Below are 16,465 nucleotides of genomic sequence, written 5' to 3' on the forward strand. Positions count from 1 at the left end.
CGGTCTGAGCAAATAGGTGTCCATGATCCAGCCGCGCCGCGCCCGCGCCTGCGCTCGGAGCGCGATGATGCGCGGCCCCTCGTCGCCGACCGTGCCCGCCATCAGCAGCTCCTCCGGGGTGCCCAGGTAGGCGCCCCACCAGATGCGGGTGTCCGAGGGGCACGCCTGAAACGAACACTCGGCGTCGAGCATCACCACGGCGGAGCCGGACAACCCGTCCTTGCGCAGTTGCCGACCGGTGGTGATCAGGACGGGCTCACCGACGTCGTTGAGCGGGATGCGGTGCCGCGCCGTCAGCGCCTGGACCGCCGTGATGCCGGGGATCACGTCGAAGGTGAAGTCGACCTGCGCGGCGACCGCCTCGAGGATGCGCAGCGTGCTGTCGTACAGCGACGGATCACCCCACGCCAGAAAGGCGCCCACGCCGTCGGGACCCAGCTCGGTGGCGATGGCGCGCGCCCACAGGCGCGCTCGCGCGGCGTGCCAATCCCCCACCGCCGCACGGTAATCCGTGTCCGTGGCGCGTTCGGGGTCGGGCAATTCGACGAAGCGGTACCGGGGCTCGCGGATGAACCGGGCGCAGATCTGCCGGCGCAAGGCCGTGAGGTCGCGCTTGTCCTGCCCCTTGTCCATGGCGAAGAACACCTGCGTGTTGTTGAGCGCCTCGATCGCCTGCACCGTCACATGCTCGGGATCCCCGGCGCCGATGCCGATGACGTGAATATGCCGGCCCACCGCTGCCTCCCTTCACCGACAGATTGCCGAATCGCTACCGAAAGGACCTATGCGGGACCTGAAGTACCCGATACCATGGGTACCGTCTGTAGCACCCAATGGAGGGACGCCGGCGCCATGACCACTGCGATGCGGCCAGGTGGGCCGAGTCGGGAAGAGTTCTCCGACCGATTGCTGAAGGGCTCGGTCAAGAAGTCCTACGAACCGGTCGTCGACATCGACTGGGACGCCCCGCTGGACCCGGACAAGTTCTACCTGCCCCCGCGGCTGGTCTCCCTGTACGGCACGCCGATGTGGGACGAGATGAGCCGCGCGCAGCAGATCGAGCTGTCGCGCCAGGAGCTCGTCAACACGCTCTCGGCGGGGATCTGGTTCGAGAACATGCTCAACCAGGCGTTGCTGCGCACGATCCTGCACGAGGACCCGACCAGCAGGTCGACCCACTACAAGCTGACCGAACTGGGCGACGAGACCCGGCACATGGTCATGTTCGGCAAGGCCATCGAACGCATCGGTGCCAAACCGGTACGCCCGCGACGCCTGCACCGGATGATCATCAACGCGCTGCCGCTGGCGTTCCAGCGCGGCTCCATGCTGTGGGTGGCCGCCCTGATCGGCGAAGAGATCTTCGACTCGCTGCAGCGGCAGATGATGGATGACCCGGAGTTGCAACCGATCATCCAGCGGCTCATGCGGATTCACGTTACCGAGGAGGCGCGGCACATCCAGTTCGCGCGCGATGGCGCACGCAAGCGCGTCGCCGAGATGCCGCGGCGCAACCGCTGGTTCATGGCCAACATCAACGGGCTGGGCGGATATTTCTTCAACTATCTGTTCAGCAATCCGGTTCCGTACGCGCGCACGGGCCTGGACCCGCGGCGCGCCCGCAAGGTCGCACGCACCAGCGCGCACCGCCGCGAGGTCCAACAAATCGGCTTCGCGCCGCTGGCCGCGTTCCTGACCGAGGTGGGGCTGCTGGGGCCGATCGCGCGCCGCGCCTGGCGGCGCAGCAGGTTTCTGTGACACGGCGCGACCCCGCGCCGGCTCCCGGCCGCGCCGCGATCTTCGGCACGGACACCGAGCGTGCCCGGGCGGCCTTGGTGGCGGCCGGGGTGTTCGACGTCGCGGGTGACGCGGTCACGCGTGCGGCGTTCGACGACGACACCGCCACCTGGGCGTGGACGGCCGCGGGGGGCCAGACGCACCGCAGCGCCGTGCTGATCGTCGCACCCCGGTCGATCGAGTCGCCGTGGACGCCCGAAATTTCCGGTGGCGCAACGTTTCTCGGTGATTCCTGGCACGCGGCGGAGATTCCGTCGAGCGTCGACTTCTCCGACAAGCGCGTCGCGGTGATCGGCGGCGACTCCGCGGCCGCCCACCTGATCGGCCGCCTCATCGGTGCCGGCGCCTCGGTCACGGTGTTCGCCCATTCCCCGCGCCGGGTGGTCGCCGAGATTCCGCTGTGGTCGGACCGGGCCCGAGCCTGGGTGCGCGGCCGCGCCCGACCCGGCACCGCTCGTCGCGCTCCCGTGGTGGCGTCGTCGGCCATCGACGCGGTGACGGTGACGGGCATCCGCACCACCGACGGGCGAGAGCGGCCCTTCGACACCCTCGTCTACGGCACCGGATTCGCGGTCGCCGAGCGGGTGCCCGACGACGCTCTGGTCGGCTCGGGGGGCGTCACCCTGCGGCAGGCCTGGCCCGCGGGCCTGGAACCCCTCTGCGGTGTGGCCGTGCGCGGCTTCCCCAACTGTTTCTTCCTCACCGGGCCGGACCTCGCCGCGCAGGCACGCTATATCGCGTCTTGCCTGCGCGTGATGCGGCGCACCCGCAGCGGGCGCATCGAGGTGCGGGGCAGCAGCCAGCAGGTGTTCAACGAGCGCGCCCAGCTCAAGCCGCCCCCGCCCCCGCCGCCGGCGTCGGCGTTCGACCTCTCGGGCAACGCGCCCAAGAGCGACGACACCTTCGAGGGCCCGGCCACACTGCGGGTCGCCGACGCCGAGCATCCGGTGCGGGTGCGGTTGACCGGCCATCTGGACCCGATCGACGGCCGCTACCACTGGCAGGGCACGGTGTTCGCTTCGCCGGAGCGGCCGTTGTCGCCCGCGGCGCTGCGGCAGGCGCGTACGGCCACGCTGACGGTGGGTGAGCGCAGCGCCCCGGCCCGCATCGTCGAGCAAACCCCGTGGGGCACCCACTCGGTGGCCGGGGTGGGCGCGCCGCCGTACGCGGTGGCCGGATCGTGAACGTGGACCGGCGTCGACGCCCCGCCCACTGACCGACGTATCCGCTGGTCAAGCCGCATCTCCGGCCGTCGCGGGCACGTTTGACCCCGCCCCCGACGTGGTAACCACCGTGCGTGCGCGTGCTGCGCAGGGGGTCATCAGGTCAGGTCCGGGGCGGTGCCGCCAGGCACCCCGGCCGATCCAGCCGGCATGCACCGGCGACCCCGCGCCGCGACCGGTGCGCGCCCTCCTCACTGTGCGGCCCGGTCGCCGGTGGCCGCGAGCCGCCCGCCGCTGCGGTGGACAATCAGCGGCGATGGCGGATACTCAAGCAGTTGGCTCGGCAAACATTCGAGGAGCAGCGTATGGAACCGGACGACAGGACCCGGCTGCGCAGCCGGGGTGCAACGTCTGCTCCGCTTCCGCCGTCCGCCGACGGTTTCGCGCCGAAGGGAAAGGCGTCGCACCGGTGAGCCCGGTAGCCGAATCCAGCTCACTGGCCGTGGCGACGCGCACCGACGATTCGGTGGCGGTGTTGTCGGTGGATGGGGTGCTGGACGCGTCCAACTCCGCCGCGCTTCGTGACGGCATCGTCGCGGCCACGGCCGACGAGCCGGCCGCGGTCGTCGTCGACATCTCCGGTCTCCAGGTTCACGCCGACGCGGCGTCGCGGGCCTTCATCGGCGCGCACTGGCAGCTCCCCGCCAAGCCCCATGTGCCAATCCTGTTGGCGTGCAATAGCCGAGCGACCCGCGAGACGATCACCCGCAGCGGGGTTGCGCACTTCCTGCCGGTGCACTCCAGCGACAAGGCGGCGATCAAGGCGCAGGCCCAGCGCAGCCGGCGCGCCGTGCGGCGCGCCGACGTCCGGTTGCCGGCGGACCTGACCAGCCTGCGCGAGTCCCGGCGACTGGTTCGCGAATGGCTCACCGCGTGGTCGCAGCCCACGCTCATTCCGGTCGCGCTGGTCGTGGTCAACGTGTTCGTCGAGAACGTCCTGGAGCACACAGCCAGCGTGCCGGTGATCCGGATCGAGGCGCACGGCGACACCGCGGCCGTCGCAGTCTCCGACGCCAACACCGCGCCCGCCGCCCAACTCCCCGCGCCGGCGACCGGCATCGACGTGTCCGGCCTGGCGATCGTCGACGCGCTGTCGCGCGCGTGGGGCAGCACGCCCACCGCCACGGGCAAGACGGTGTGGTCGGTCATCGGACCCGAGAACCAGCTCTAGGCGCCTTATTGTGCTGGGCCCGGGCCACGGGTAGAACTAGAACACGTTCTAATCTCGTGTGAGCACCCCGGGCAGGAAGGCGGAGGACGTGCGGTTTACCTATGCAGAGGCGATGACCGACTACAGGTATTACATCCCGCTGGCCAAGGCGGCCGAGGCCGCCGGCTACGACGCGATGACGATCGCCGACAGCATCGCCTATCCCTTCGAGTCCGACTCGAAGTACCCCTACACACCGGACGGCAACCGAGAGTTCCTCGACGGCAAGCCCTTCATCGAAACCTTCGTTCTCACATCAGCTTTGGGCGCGGTGACCTCAAAGTTGCGATTCAACTTCTTCGTCCTCAAGCTGCCCATCCGGCCACCGGCCTTGGTGGCCAAGCAGATTGGGTCGCTGGCCGCGATGACCGACAACCGGATCGGTTTCGGCGTCGGCACCAGCCCGTGGCCCGAGGATTACGAGTTGCTGGGTGTCCCGTTCGCCAGGCGCGGCAAGCGAATGGACGAATGCATCGAGATCATCCAGGGCCTCACCACCGGCGAGTACTTCGAATTCCACGGTGAGTTCTACGACATCCCGAAGACCAAGATGACGCCCGCGCCCACGAAGCCCGTCCCCATCTTGATCGGCGGCCACGCGGACGCGGCGTTGCGCCGGGCGGCGCGGCTGGACGGGTGGATGCACGGCGGTGGCGACCCGGAGGAACTCGACGGGCTGATCGCCAAGCTCAAGCGTTTCCGCGAGGAGGCGGGCAAGACGGGTCCGTTCGAAATTCACGTCATCTCGGTGGACGCCTACACGGTCGACGGCATCAAGCGGCTCGAGGACAAGGGCGTCACCGACGTCATCGTCGGATTCCGGATCCCCTACATCAAGGGCGACGACACCGAGCCGCTGGACACCAAGATCAAGAACCTGGAGATGTTCGCGGAGAACGTGATCGCCAAGCTTTAGCGGCGGTCGCAAGCGCGGCACAGCCGGGCGCAGCGGGCCGCCGCCATCAGACCCAGCGGCGGTCGCAAGCGCGGCACAGCCGGGCGCCAGGAAAGTCAGCTTTACAGCGGGTCCCAGTTCGCGGCGCGCTTCTCCCGGTGGGCCTTGGCGGCCTCGACGGGATTGTTGGTGAACCCGCTGAGGATCTGCGTGCGGTTCTCCAGTTCGATGGCGTGCCGCAGGCTCGGCGCGTCCAGCGCCGCGTTGAGGCCGATCTTGGTCTGCCACACGCCGTAGGCGTTGTTCGCGGCGATGGAACGGGCCAAGTCCAGCGCGGCCGGCAACAGGTCGTCGGGCGCCACCACCTGGTGCACCAGTTTGATGCGATACGCTTCGGCCGCGTCGATGATGCGGCCGGTCAGCATGAGCTCGCGCGCCACCCCGGCCCCGACGATCTTGGGCAGCAGGTAACTGGTCCCCATGTCCATCGACGAGAAGCCTGCCTTGATGAACGCCGACCCGAACCGGGCCTGCTCGGCGGCGATCCGGACGTCGCTGACCAACGCGAAGGCCAGCCCGCCGCCGACCGCAACCCCGTTGACCGCGGCGACCACCGGGACGTCGAGCTCGTAGATGCGGGTGAACAGCGTCGCCAGGCGGACCTGCGCGTCGTAGTTGACCTTGAACGCCGGCGTCGTCGGCTTCGGTCGGGTCCAGGGCTCGCCGGTACCGCTCAGGTCCGCTCCGGCGCAGAACCCACGCCCGGCGCCGGTCAGGATCGCGACCCTGACGTCACGCGCCGCGACCTCGTCCAGGGCGGCGTCGACGCCGTCGATCAGCGCGCCGTCGATGGCGTTGAGCCGGTCGGGCCGGTTGAGGGTGATCAAGGCGATGCCGTCGTCGAGCGTCGTCAATTCCACTGCGGGCATAGCAGTGACGTTAGGCGACGTGGGTACTCAGCCTCGAGGCCTACCGTGTTGCAGACGGGGACGGACACGACAAGAGGGAGACAGCATGGCACGAACCGAAGGTGACACCTGGGACCTGGCCAACAGCGTCGGCGCCACCGCCACCATGGTCGCGGCAGCGCGGGCCGCCGCCACCCGGCGCCCGCAGCCGGTCATCACCGACGACTTCGCCGAGCCGCTGGTGCGCGCCGTCGGCCTGGACGTGTTCACCAGGCTGGCCAGCGGCGAGCTGGACACCAACGACCTCGAGAACGGTGTCGGATTCGCCCGGATGGTCGACACGTTCGCGGCCCGCGGCCGCTTCTTCGACGATTACTTCGCGGCGGCCGGCAAGGCCGGACTGCAGCAAGTCGTGATCGTGGCGTCCGGCCTGGACGCGCGCCCCTACCGGCTGCGCTGGCCGGCGGGGACCACGGTGTACGAGATCGACCAGCCGGAGGTCATCGCGTTCAAGACGGCGACGCTGGCCGAGCTGGGCGCGGCCCCGACCGCCGAGCTGCGCACCGTGGGGATCGACCTGCGCGACGACTGGCCGGCCGCCTTGCAGGAGGCGGGTTTCGACCCGGCGCAGCCGACGGCGTGGCTGGCCGAGGGCGTGCTCATCGGCTGGCTGCCACCGGAGGCGGAGGTGCGCATCCTGGACTCCATCATCCCGCTGTCCGCGGAGGGCAGTCGATTCGCGGCCGACTACGGAACCGTCACCGGCACGTCGGAAACGGCGCAGCAGCAAGCTCAGCTGATGGCCGACGGCTGGCGGCGGCACGGCCTCGACCTGGATCTGCGCAACCTGGTGTATCCCGGCGAGCACACCGATGTGGCCGCGCACCTGCGCGACAACGGCTGGGAAGACACGGTGTTTCGGCTGGACGATCTGTTCACCGCGGCGGGGTTGCCCGGGCTCGGCGACGCCGCGCAGCAGGTGCCGTCCACCACGATCCGCTTCGTGCGCGCGCTGCGCATCTAGGGCGCAGCCCGGTCATTCCCGGATGACGTCGCCGGGTTCCTTATCGGGCCGCAAGCCCCGCCAACTCGATTGCCGCAACCGGTTTTCCGGTGTCCACTCGCTGTAGCGCACCTCCCCGACCAGCACCGGCTCGACGTACGTGACGCCGCGGGCTTCGGCGCGGGGCAGCGGCGGGTTGAACGGTGAGGACTCCGTGCGCAGCGGCGCGAGGGTCTTTTTCAGGTTGGCCAGCTCGTGTTCAGTGAAGCCGGTGCCGACCCGGCCGGCGAACTGCAGACCGCCGCCACCGGGGATGCCCAGCACCAGCGAGCCGATCCCGCTGCTGCGGCCGCCCTCACCGGCCCGCCATCCGCCGATCACCACTTCCTGTGTGTTCCAATGCTTGTCCTTGATCCACGACGACGAACGCCGGCCCGGCTGGTAGGTCGAGTCACGCCGCTTGGCGATGACGCCCTCCCAGCCGCGCTCGGCCGAGTACTCGAGCGCCTGACCGCCGTCGCCGGGCAGCAGCTCGGGAACGATGAGGCTGCTGTCGGTGGCCAACATTTCCAACACTTTCCGCCGGTCGGAGTAGCGGGCGCGTAGCAGGGACCGGCCGTCCAGGTACAGCACGTCGTAGGCCCAGAACTGCACACGGGTACCGCGGCCCCGGTTCTGCATGGCGTGGAAGCTGGGCACGCCGTTGGCGTCGAGGACGACGGCCTCCCCGTCGAGCACCACCTGGTGATCGGCGAGATCGGCTGCCAGCGAGCGCAATTGGGCGTATTCGCCGGTGACCTCGCGGCCTCGTCGGGAGCGTACCCGCAAGTCGCCGTGGTCGGCTTCGATCAGCAGCCGGTAGCCGTCCCACTTCCCTTCGAAGGCCCACTGCCCCGCCTTCAGCTTGGCGACCGAGCCATGGGTGGCGAGCATCGGCGCGATGGAGTCGAACTCGAAGGTGTTCTGGTCCTTCATGCGGTGCGCCAGCCACTGGTCCCCGTTGGTCTGGATCAGCGCGTAGCGACCCGAGACCTTGCTGCCGTGCAGGTTGACGATGACCTCGCCCTTCTCGGCGGGGTCGTTGAACTTCTCGGCCTCGTAGGTGCCCGAGTCCCAGATCACCACCTTGCCGGCGCCGTACTCGCCCTTGGGGATGTTGCCTTCGAAGCCGCCGTATTCCAGGGGATGATCCTCGGTGTGCACCGCGAGATGGTTCACCGCGGTGGTCTCGGGCAGGTTCTTCGGAATGGCCCACGAGACCAGCACGCCGTCGCGCTCGAGCCGGAAGTCGTAGTGCAGGCGCCGCGCGTGGTGCTCCTGAATGACGAAGGTATTGCCCTGCCCGATGGTGGGTTTCTTCGCCGGCACCGGCTCCGGGGTCTTCGCTGCATCGCGCATGCTGCGGTACTTGCTCAGCCGGTCCGGGACGGGTGCGTCCTCATCCAACGGTGACAGCAGGTCGCCGTCACGCGAAACACGTTGCAGGACTTCGTCGTAACGCAATTGACGCAGCGTGGGCTCGTCGAGTTCGGCCCACGTGCGCGGGGCGGCGACGGTGGGCTGGTCGCGGCCGCGCAACGAGTACGGCGCGATGGTGGTCTTCGATCCGTTGTTCTGGCTCCAGTCGAGGAACACCTTGCCGGCCCGCAGGCTCTTCGTCATCGTCGACGTGACGAGCGTGGGCATGGTCTTTTCCAGTTGCTGTGCCACCCGTTTGGCCAGGACGGTCGCGCCGGTGCTGCTCACCGGCTCGGCCAGCGGCGCGTAGAGGTGCAGGCCTTTGCTGCCGCTGGTCAGCGGGTAGGTGGTCAGGCCGATGTCGGCGATCAGCTCCCGGACGACGTGGGCGACCTCGGCCAATTGGGCCATGGTGACGCCCTCGCCCGGGTCGAGATCGAACACCAGTCGGGTCGCCGGGCCGGGCACAAGTTCCTCAGCCTTGCTGCGCGTCCACTGCGCGACGAATCGCCACTGCGGAACGTGCACCTCCAGCGCGGCCTGCTGGGCGATCCAGGCCAGTCCCTCGGCGCTGTCGATGATCGGGTAGGTGGTGGTCCCGGAGCGGTGCGTGACGCTGGCGCGGGGCAACCAGTCAGGTGCCGATGCGGCCAGCTGCTTTTCGAAGAACGAGTCCTGTTCGACGCCGTTGGGCCAGCGTTTGCGCGTCGCGGCCCGCCCGGCGATGTGCGGGATCATCACCTCCGCAATGCGCGTGTAGTAGTCGAAGATGTCCTGCTTGGTGGTTCCGGTGGCGGGGTACAACACCTTGTCGGCGTTGGTCAGCTTCACCCTCGGTGCCATAGTGCCAACCTACTTGTTTCGAGGCTGTTAACCGCTGTGACCACCGCTTATTGCGAAGTCCGTCAACCTATTCTGTGACATGACCCACGGGCGCGTATACAGGCGATCAATGAGGGGCACAGAAAAATATGTTTGACGTGATCCCCTCCCCCTGGCGCCCAAGCAACAGTGTCCCGCTAAGCGATGCGACGCTGCGGCTGCACTCGCAGCGCGTCGACGTCCCGACGTACGACCGCTCGGCCCTCGGCCGCGGCGTCGTGCACATCGGCGCCGGCAACTTCCACCGTGCCCACCAGGCCGTTTACTTCGACGACCTGGCACGCAAGGGTATCTCGGACGACTGGGGTCTGACCGGCGTCAGCCTGCACTCCCCCGACGTCAAGAATCTGCTGACGGCTCAGGACGGCCTGTACACCGTGGTGCAGCGCGGCCATGACCGCCAGAACGCCCGCGTGGTGGGATCCATCGGGTCCGTGCACTACGCGCCCAGCGACGGTGCCGCGGTGCGCGCCGCGCTGGCCGACCCCCAAACTCGCATCGTGAGCCTGACCATCACCAACAACGGCTACTTCCTGAACCCGGTCACCGACGAGTTCGACGCCGACCACCCCGACGTGCGCGCCGACGTCGTCGCCAGCGATGGTTACGCCACCGCGTGGGGATACCTCGCCGAAGCGCTCGACCGGCGTCGCCGCGCGGGCATCGCGCCGTTCACGGTGCTGTGCTGCGACAACATCCCCGGCGACACCCATCCGGCGCGGACCGCCCTGGTGTCGTTCGCCGCGTTGAAGGACCCCGCGCTGGCGCGCTGGATCGACACCTACGTCGCGTTCCCGTCGACCATGGTCGACCGCATCACGCCGCAGACGTCGACGTCAGAGCGCAAATTCGTCGAGCAGACCTTCGGCGTGGCCGACAAGTGGCCGGTGGTGACCGAACCGTTCTGCCAGTGGGTGATCGAGGACTCCTTCAGCAACGGGCGGCCCCCGCTTGACGAGGTGGGCGCCGAGTTCGTCGCCGACGTCAGCGACCACAAGCTGATCAAGACCCGGCTTCTCAACGGGACCCACATCGCGCTCGCCTGCCTGGCCATTCTGGCCGGATATCAGCGCACCGACGAGGCCATGCGCGACCGTGTCATCTTCGACTACGTGGAGCGGCTGTTGCGCGACGAGATCCAGCCGCTGCTGCCCGCCGTCCCCGGCATGAACACCCCGGAATACCGGCGCATCCTGCTGGATCGGCTCAGCAATCCGCGGATGAGCGACCAGCTGCCCCGGCTGGCTCGTCGCGGCACCAGCAAGATCGCGCAGTTCGTGATGCCGTCGCTGGAGCAGGCGATCACCCAGGGCAGGCCGCACACGCTGCTGATGCTGGCGGTGGCCGGCTGGGCCCGCTACATGCGCGGCCACGACCTGAAGGGGCGCAAGTTCAGCCTCGAGGATTCGCAAGCCATTCCGGTCGTGAAGTTGGCCACCGTGGCCGGCAGCGACCCGGACCCGTTGCTGGGCCATGAGATGTTCGCCGGGGTGCGGGCGGTTCCAGGCTTCGCGGAGCGCCTGCGCGCCATGATCTCCGACATCGACGAGCGCGGTGTCGTGCCCACGCTGTGCGCAGCGATGCGCAACGACGAGCGGGAGTTGATTGCCCGATGACCGAGGGGCTGACCTTTGTGCGGGCGTTTGCCCCGGCGCCGATCACGACTCTGCTGTGCGACGCCGACGACAACCTATTTCCTTCGGAGAGACCGGCTTTCGACGCCTCGACGGAGGTGACGAACCGTTTCCTGGCGCGCTTCGGCGTGACCGCTCCGCTGAGCGCGGAGGAGTTGCGCAAGCGGGCGGTGGGGAAGAATTTCCGCAACACCGCGCTCGACCTGGCCGTGCAATGCGAGGTGCCGCTGCAGGAAACCCTGGCGCAGGGCCGCCCGGCGGCCACCATCGCCTCGGCCGAGGACCTGGCGAACGGTACGGCGCTGTCCGCCGACGAACTCGAGCGCTGGGTGCTCGAGGAACGCGAACGGGTCACCGCCCACCTGGCCGTTACCTTGAAACCGGATCCCGAGGTGCTCGAGCCGCTGCGCGCCCTCGCGGCGCGCTACGCCCTGGCGGCCGTCAGCTCCAGCGCCACCAAGCGCCTGCGTGCCTGTTTCGCCGCCACCGGCATCGACTCGTTGATCTCCGGCGAGGTCACGTTCAGCGCCGAGGACTCGCTGGCGGTGCCGACCAGCAAGCCCAACCCCGCCGTGTACCTGCACGCCGGCCAGGTGCTCGGCGTCGCGGCCGAACAAGGCCTGGCCATCGAGGATTCCGTGGCCGGCGTGTCGTCCGCGGTTGCCGCCGGCTACGCCACGGTCGGTAACGTGATGTTCGTGCTGCCCGAGGAACGGGATTCGCGCCGTTCGGAATTGATCGATGCGGGTGCCGTCGCGATCACCGATTCGTGGCGTGCCCTGGCCGATGTCCTGTTGTCGTCGGGCGTACCGGCGGGCGGTTCCTCGCTGGCGTAGGGCACCCGCTCGTCCACGCCGGTGGGCACTGCCCCGCCGTCGTACCGTCGAGGTGCTGGCGGCCCGCCACGAGCCGGGCCGCGGCGCCGGGAGGAGTTGGCCAATGGAGCCTGATGGAATCACCTTGAACAACGCCGCGCTGGCGCACCTGCCGATCGACGCGCCGACCTACGATCGCGACGGCGTGACCGTCGGCATCGCGCACATCGGTGCCGGCCACTTTCACCGCGCGCACCAGGCCGCGTACCTGAATCTGCTGTTGCAGCAGGGCCTGGCCCGCGAGTGGGGCATCTGTGGCGTGGGAGTGATGCCCGCCGACTGGACGATGCGCGACGTGCTCGACGGCCAGGACGGGCTCTACACGCTGATCCTGGAGAACCCCGACGGCACCCGCGACGCCCATGTGATCGGGTCGATCGTCGATTACCGGTATGCGCCCGACGACGAAGAAGCCGCGCTGGACGTGCTTGCCGCGCCGAGCACCCGGATCATCTCGCTGACCATCACCGAGGGCGGCTACCGCGACCCCGCCGGGCCGGCCTTCGCGTTGATCGTCGAGGCGCTGGCGCGACGCCGCAGCCGCGGCATCGCCGCACCGACGATCGTGTCGTGCGACAACATCGAGAACAACGGCGAGATCGCCCGGCGCGCCGTCCTCGCCAACGCCGAGAACCGCGATCCGCAGCTGGCCGAGTGGATCGCCGCGCGGGTGCGGTTCCCCAGCTCGATGGTCGACCGGATCACCCCGGCCACCACCTTGCAGATGGCCGCCGAGGTACGGCGCGACTTCGGCATCGACGATCGCTGGCCGGTGGTGGCCGAACCGTTCACCGCCTGGGTGCTCGAGGACGACTTCGCCGACGGCAGGCCACCATTGGAGAAGGCGGGCGTGTTGCTGGTCGACGATGTCGCCCCGTACGAGTTGATGAAGCTGCGGTTGCTCAACGCCGGTCATCAGTGCCTGGCGTACTTCGGACGGCTGTGCGGTTACAAGTACGTGCACGACGCGGCGCGCGACCCGTTGTTCGCCGAATTGCTGCTCGCCTACTTCGACACCGAGGCGATCCCGACGCTGCCGCCGGTGCCAGGCATCGACCTGCACGACTACACCCGCACCCTGATCGAGCGGTTCTCCAATCCGGGAGTGCGCGACACCATCGAGCGGTTGTGCGCGTACTCCTCGGACCGCATCCCGAAATGGTTGCTCCCGGTGATCTGCGACAACCTCGCCAGCGACGGCTCGGTCCGGGTGGCGGCCGCCGTGGTGGCCAGTTGGGCCCGCTACGCGGAGGGCACCGACGAGTGGGGGCAACCCTACGAAGTGGTCGATCAGCTCGCCGATTCCCTGATCCCGATCGCACGGTCACAGTACGAGAATCCGACCGCGTTCATCGAGCTCGCCGCGGTCTTCGGCGACCTGGCTCATCAGCCGCGTTTCGTCCAGGCGTACTGCTGGGGGCTGGAGTCGTTGCACCACAAGGGCGCTCGAGCGACGCTGGAGGCGTTGGTGCGATGACCCGCGGACTGGTGATCGGCGAGTCGCTGATCGACATCGTCGGCGGCGACGAGCACGTGGGCGGCAGCCCGCTGAACGTTGCCGTCGGCCTGGGCCGGCTGGGCCGCGAGGTCGACTTCTTGACCTCGATCGGCGACGACGCGTATGGCCGACGCATCGTCGACTATGTCGAAGGCGCAGGGGTGCAACTCATTTCGGAAGGCCGAGGCGACGAGCGCACAGCGACCGCGCGGTCGACGCTCGCCGCCGATGGGTCCGCCGACTACGCCTTCGACCTGGACTGGCGGCTGTCGGGCACCCCGCCGGTCGAGCCGCCGCTGTTCGTGCACACCGGATCGATTGCCGCCGTACAGGATCCGGGCTGTCTGGCGGTCGCAGCCCTCATCGACACCTACCGGGTCTCGGCCACCGTCAGCTTCGACCCCAACGTCCGGCCGTCGCTGACGGAAGACCGCGAACTGGCCGTCGCGCGCATCGAGCACCTCGTCGAGCGCAGCGACATCGTGAAGGTCAGCGAGGAGGACCTGCGCTGGATCGACCCCGACCACGAGCCGGAACGCACGGCCCGCACCTGGTTGGCGCTCGGGCCGGCCGTCGTCGCCGTGACCCTGGGCGAGCGGGGTTCGCTGGCCTTTTGCGCGGCCGGCGAGGCACGCGCCGATGCGGTGCCGACCAGGGTGGTCGACACCATCGGGGCCGGGGACGCGTTCATGGCCGGCCTGCTCGACGCGCTGTGGGAATCGGACCTGTTGGGCGGTGACCGGCGCGCCGCGCTCGCCCGCATTCAGCCCGACCAGTTGACCGCCGCGTTACGGGCGGCGGGGTTGGTGTCGGCGCTGACCGTCGGCCGCGCCGGCGCTGATTTGCCCGACCGGGCCACCGTCCGCGCTCAATCGACCTCGGCCCCGCAACATTTCGCCTAGGACACGCGCCGCTGGTCCGACCGGCCACGGCGCCGTTCGCGGTGGCACCGCTAGATTGACTGCCCAGGCGGTGACGGGGTTTGTCGGGAGGTAGGGGCCGGTGGTCAAGCAGGCAGACCAGTTCGACTGGATCAGCGCCTACCTGGATACGCACGGACTGCTGACCCCGTGGCGCAGGATCTCCGCGGTGTTCATCGCCGCGTTCGCGGCCGACCCGCTCATCATGTTGTGGAGCCCGGTGGGGCCGCAGCACCCGGTGACCCGGGCGGTGACCATGGTGGCGTCCGGGTTGGGAATCCTGGGCGCCGCCCTGCGATTCAAGCGCTGGCCGACCCGGCGCCAGTCGAACGCCTGGCTGCTGATCGCGATCGGGGCCATCGCGGCGGCCCTGCTGTCGCTCTCGGACCCCTACGTCGGGCTGATGGGCTGCACCACCTTCGCGATCCTGGGCGGGTACATCGCCTATTTCCACCCCGCCGGGTACGTGCGCGCCAACCTGGCCGTGGCCGCGGCCTGCGTGGCGGTGCTGTCCTACCGGCTCGTCGCGGCCACCGGTGACGTCGCCCTGACCGCCGGCTCCCTCATCGTCGTGGTGGGCCTCAACATCGGGGTGCCGTTCGGCATGCAGTCGCTGGTGCAGACGCTGCGCACGGATCTGCAGACATCCGACCGCGATCCCCTGACCGGCCTGCACAACCGCCGCTCCTTCAACAACTCGGCCTACGAACTGGTCCGGGTGCACCGCGGCACGCCGGGGGCGCACCTGGTGGTTCTGGTCATCGACCTCGACGAGTTCAAGCGGCTCAACGACACGCAGGGCCACGCCGCCGGAGACCAGGCGTTGGTGGCCGTCGCCGCGGCGCTGCGGCACAGTTGCCGCGCCACCGCCGTGATCGGCCGGGCCGGCGGGGAGGAATTCGTCGTCGCCGACGTCGACACCGCGCCCGAGCCCACCGCCATGGCCGACCGGATCTGCCACGCGATCGCCGAGATACCCCTGGCCATCACCGCGAGCATCGGCGCCTCGAGCGCCCCGCTGAGCGACGCGGCCGCCCCATCCACGGACGTCATCGACGATCTGATCAGGACGTCGGATGCCGCCATGTACGAGGCCAAACGCGCCGGGGGCAACCAGGTTCGCCACTATCGCGAATAGCGTCGGAAAGCCGCACTGTGTGACGCTTGTAGCCCCGTCGTGCTGTTTTGCCACCGGCGCTGCGGGCATACTGACAACCATGCGCTCCATCTGGAAGGGTTCCATCGCCTTCGGGCTGGTCAACGTCCCGGTCAAGGTGTACAGCGCCACCCAAGACCACGACATCAAGTTCCACCAGGTGCACGCCAAGGACAACGGCCGCATTCGCTACCAGCGCATCTGCGAGGTGGACGGTGAAGTCGTCGAATACCGGGACATCGCCAGGGCTTACGAATCCGACGACGGCCAGATGGTCATCATCACCGACGACGACATCGCCACCTTGCCCGAGGAACGCAGCCGGGAGATCGAGGTGCTGGAATTCGTTCCCGCCGAACAGGTCGACCCGATGCTGTTCGACCGCAGCTATTTCCTGGAGCCGGACTCCAAGTCGTCGAAATCCTATGTCTTGCTTGCCAAGACGCTGGCCGAGACCGATCGCATGGCGATCGTGCACTTCACATTGCGCAACAAGACCCGGCTGGCGGCGTTGCGGGTCAAGGACTTCGGCAAGCGCGACGTGATGATGGTGCACACGCTGCTGTGGCCCGACGAGATCCGTGATCCCGACTTCCCGGTCCTGGACAAGGAAGTCGACATCAAGCCCGCTGAACTGAAGATGGCGGGGCAGGTGGTCGAGTCGATGGCCGAGGAGTTCAACCCCGACCGCTACCACGACACGTATCAGGAGCAGCTCCAAGAGCTGGTCGACGCCAAACTCGAAGGCGGAGAGGCGTTCACCACCGAGGAGCAGCCGAAGGAGCTCGACGAGACCGAGGACGTCTCGGACCTGTTGGCCAAGTTGGAGGCCAGCGTGCGGGCCCGGTCCGGAGGCGGTTCGACGGACGGCTCGGGTGGGACGTCGGCGAAGAAGGCTCCCGCCAAGAAAGCCGCCGCGAAGAAGGCGCCGGCGAAGAAGTCGGCCGCCGCCAAGAAGGCACCGGCCAAGAAGGCGCCCGCGAAGAAGGCCGCGGCGAAGTCCTAG

The 16,465-nt window shown here is 68.8% G+C and carries 14 protein-coding genes; 11 read left to right on the forward strand and 3 right to left on the reverse strand.

Features of this window, described 5'->3' with window-relative positions; translation table 11 throughout:
* On the reverse strand, positions 1 to 735 hold a 735-nt coding region (gene cobF, locus A5714_RS13945; RefSeq protein ID WP_068285941.1), incomplete at its 3' end, for a precorrin-6A synthase (deacetylating).
* A gap of 117 nt (positions 736 to 852) precedes the next feature.
* Here cobF and A5714_RS13950 point away from each other — a divergent pair.
* The 4 genes from A5714_RS13950 (at position 853) to A5714_RS13965 (ending at position 5,146) form a co-directional block, all read left to right on the forward strand.
* Entirely contained in the window at positions 853 to 1,758 is a 906-nt protein-coding gene (locus A5714_RS13950) for a diiron oxygenase (RefSeq protein WP_068065469.1), read from the forward strand.
* Positions 1,759 to 2,045: 287 nt separating this feature from the next.
* Positions 2,046 to 2,981, forward strand: coding sequence for a DUF4873 domain-containing protein (locus A5714_RS13955; protein ID WP_231975891.1), 936 nt, complete (start codon positions 2,046 to 2,048; stop codon positions 2,979 to 2,981).
* Positions 2,982 to 3,429: 448 nt separating this feature from the next.
* Positions 3,430 to 4,191: an STAS domain-containing protein gene (locus A5714_RS13960; RefSeq protein WP_068285943.1), complete on the forward strand. Its 762-nt coding sequence runs from the start codon at positions 3,430 to 3,432 to the stop codon at positions 4,189 to 4,191.
* 88 nt (positions 4,192 to 4,279) lie between these two features.
* A complete protein-coding gene (locus tag A5714_RS13965; protein WP_068285996.1) occupies positions 4,280 to 5,146 on the forward strand; it encodes an LLM class flavin-dependent oxidoreductase in 867 nt (288 codons plus the stop codon).
* A gap of 101 nt (positions 5,147 to 5,247) precedes the next feature.
* Here the strand turns inward: A5714_RS13965 and A5714_RS13970 are convergent, their stop codons facing one another.
* Positions 5,248 to 6,045, reverse strand: a complete 798-nt coding sequence (locus tag A5714_RS13970) for an enoyl-CoA hydratase/isomerase family protein (RefSeq protein ID WP_197513705.1) — start codon at positions 6,043 to 6,045, stop codon at positions 5,248 to 5,250.
* A gap of 94 nt (positions 6,046 to 6,139) precedes the next feature.
* Here A5714_RS13970 and A5714_RS13975 point away from each other — a divergent pair, with 94 nt between their 5' ends.
* Complete coding sequence (locus tag A5714_RS13975) at positions 6,140 to 7,057, forward strand: class I SAM-dependent methyltransferase (RefSeq protein WP_068285947.1); 918 nt, start codon at positions 6,140 to 6,142, stop codon at positions 7,055 to 7,057.
* Positions 7,058 to 7,069: 12 nt separating this feature from the next.
* On the opposite strand, the gene A5714_RS13980 is transcribed toward A5714_RS13975, so the two are convergent.
* Positions 7,070 to 9,337 (reverse strand): ATP-dependent DNA ligase, encoded by a 2,268-nt coding sequence (locus A5714_RS13980; RefSeq protein WP_068285950.1) that lies wholly within the window; start codon positions 9,335 to 9,337, stop codon positions 7,070 to 7,072.
* Positions 9,338 to 9,465: 128 nt separating this feature from the next.
* Between A5714_RS13980 and A5714_RS13985 the strand changes: the two genes are divergently transcribed.
* The 6 genes from A5714_RS13985 (at position 9,466) to A5714_RS14010 (ending at position 16,465) form a co-directional block, all read left to right on the forward strand.
* On the forward strand, positions 9,466 to 10,992 hold the full coding sequence (locus A5714_RS13985) for a mannitol dehydrogenase family protein (RefSeq protein ID WP_068285952.1): 1,527 nt from the start codon (positions 9,466 to 9,468) through the stop codon (positions 10,990 to 10,992).
* Positions 10,989 to 11,846, forward strand: coding sequence for an HAD family phosphatase (locus A5714_RS13990; RefSeq protein WP_068285954.1), 858 nt, complete (start codon positions 10,989 to 10,991; stop codon positions 11,844 to 11,846). The genes A5714_RS13985 and A5714_RS13990 overlap by 4 nt, the downstream gene beginning before the upstream one ends.
* A gap of 103 nt (positions 11,847 to 11,949) precedes the next feature.
* Complete coding sequence (locus A5714_RS13995; protein ID WP_068285956.1) at positions 11,950 to 13,362, forward strand: mannitol dehydrogenase family protein; 1,413 nt, start codon at positions 11,950 to 11,952, stop codon at positions 13,360 to 13,362.
* Positions 13,359 to 14,285, forward strand: coding sequence for a carbohydrate kinase (locus A5714_RS14000; RefSeq protein WP_068285958.1), 927 nt, complete (start codon positions 13,359 to 13,361; stop codon positions 14,283 to 14,285). Before A5714_RS13995 ends, A5714_RS14000 begins: the two co-directional genes overlap by 4 nt.
* 100 nt (positions 14,286 to 14,385) lie before the next feature.
* A complete protein-coding gene (locus A5714_RS14005) occupies positions 14,386 to 15,441 on the forward strand; it encodes a GGDEF domain-containing protein (RefSeq protein WP_068285960.1) in 1,056 nt (351 codons plus the stop codon).
* Positions 15,442 to 15,520: 79 nt separating this feature from the next.
* Positions 15,521 to 16,465 carry a Ku protein gene (locus A5714_RS14010; protein WP_068285962.1) on the forward strand — a complete coding sequence of 315 codons (945 nt, stop codon included), beginning with the start codon at positions 15,521 to 15,523 and terminating at the stop codon, positions 16,463 to 16,465.

The organism is Mycobacterium sp. E2462, assembly GCF_001672685.1.
Classification (GTDB): domain Bacteria; phylum Actinomycetota; class Actinomycetes; order Mycobacteriales; family Mycobacteriaceae; genus Mycobacterium.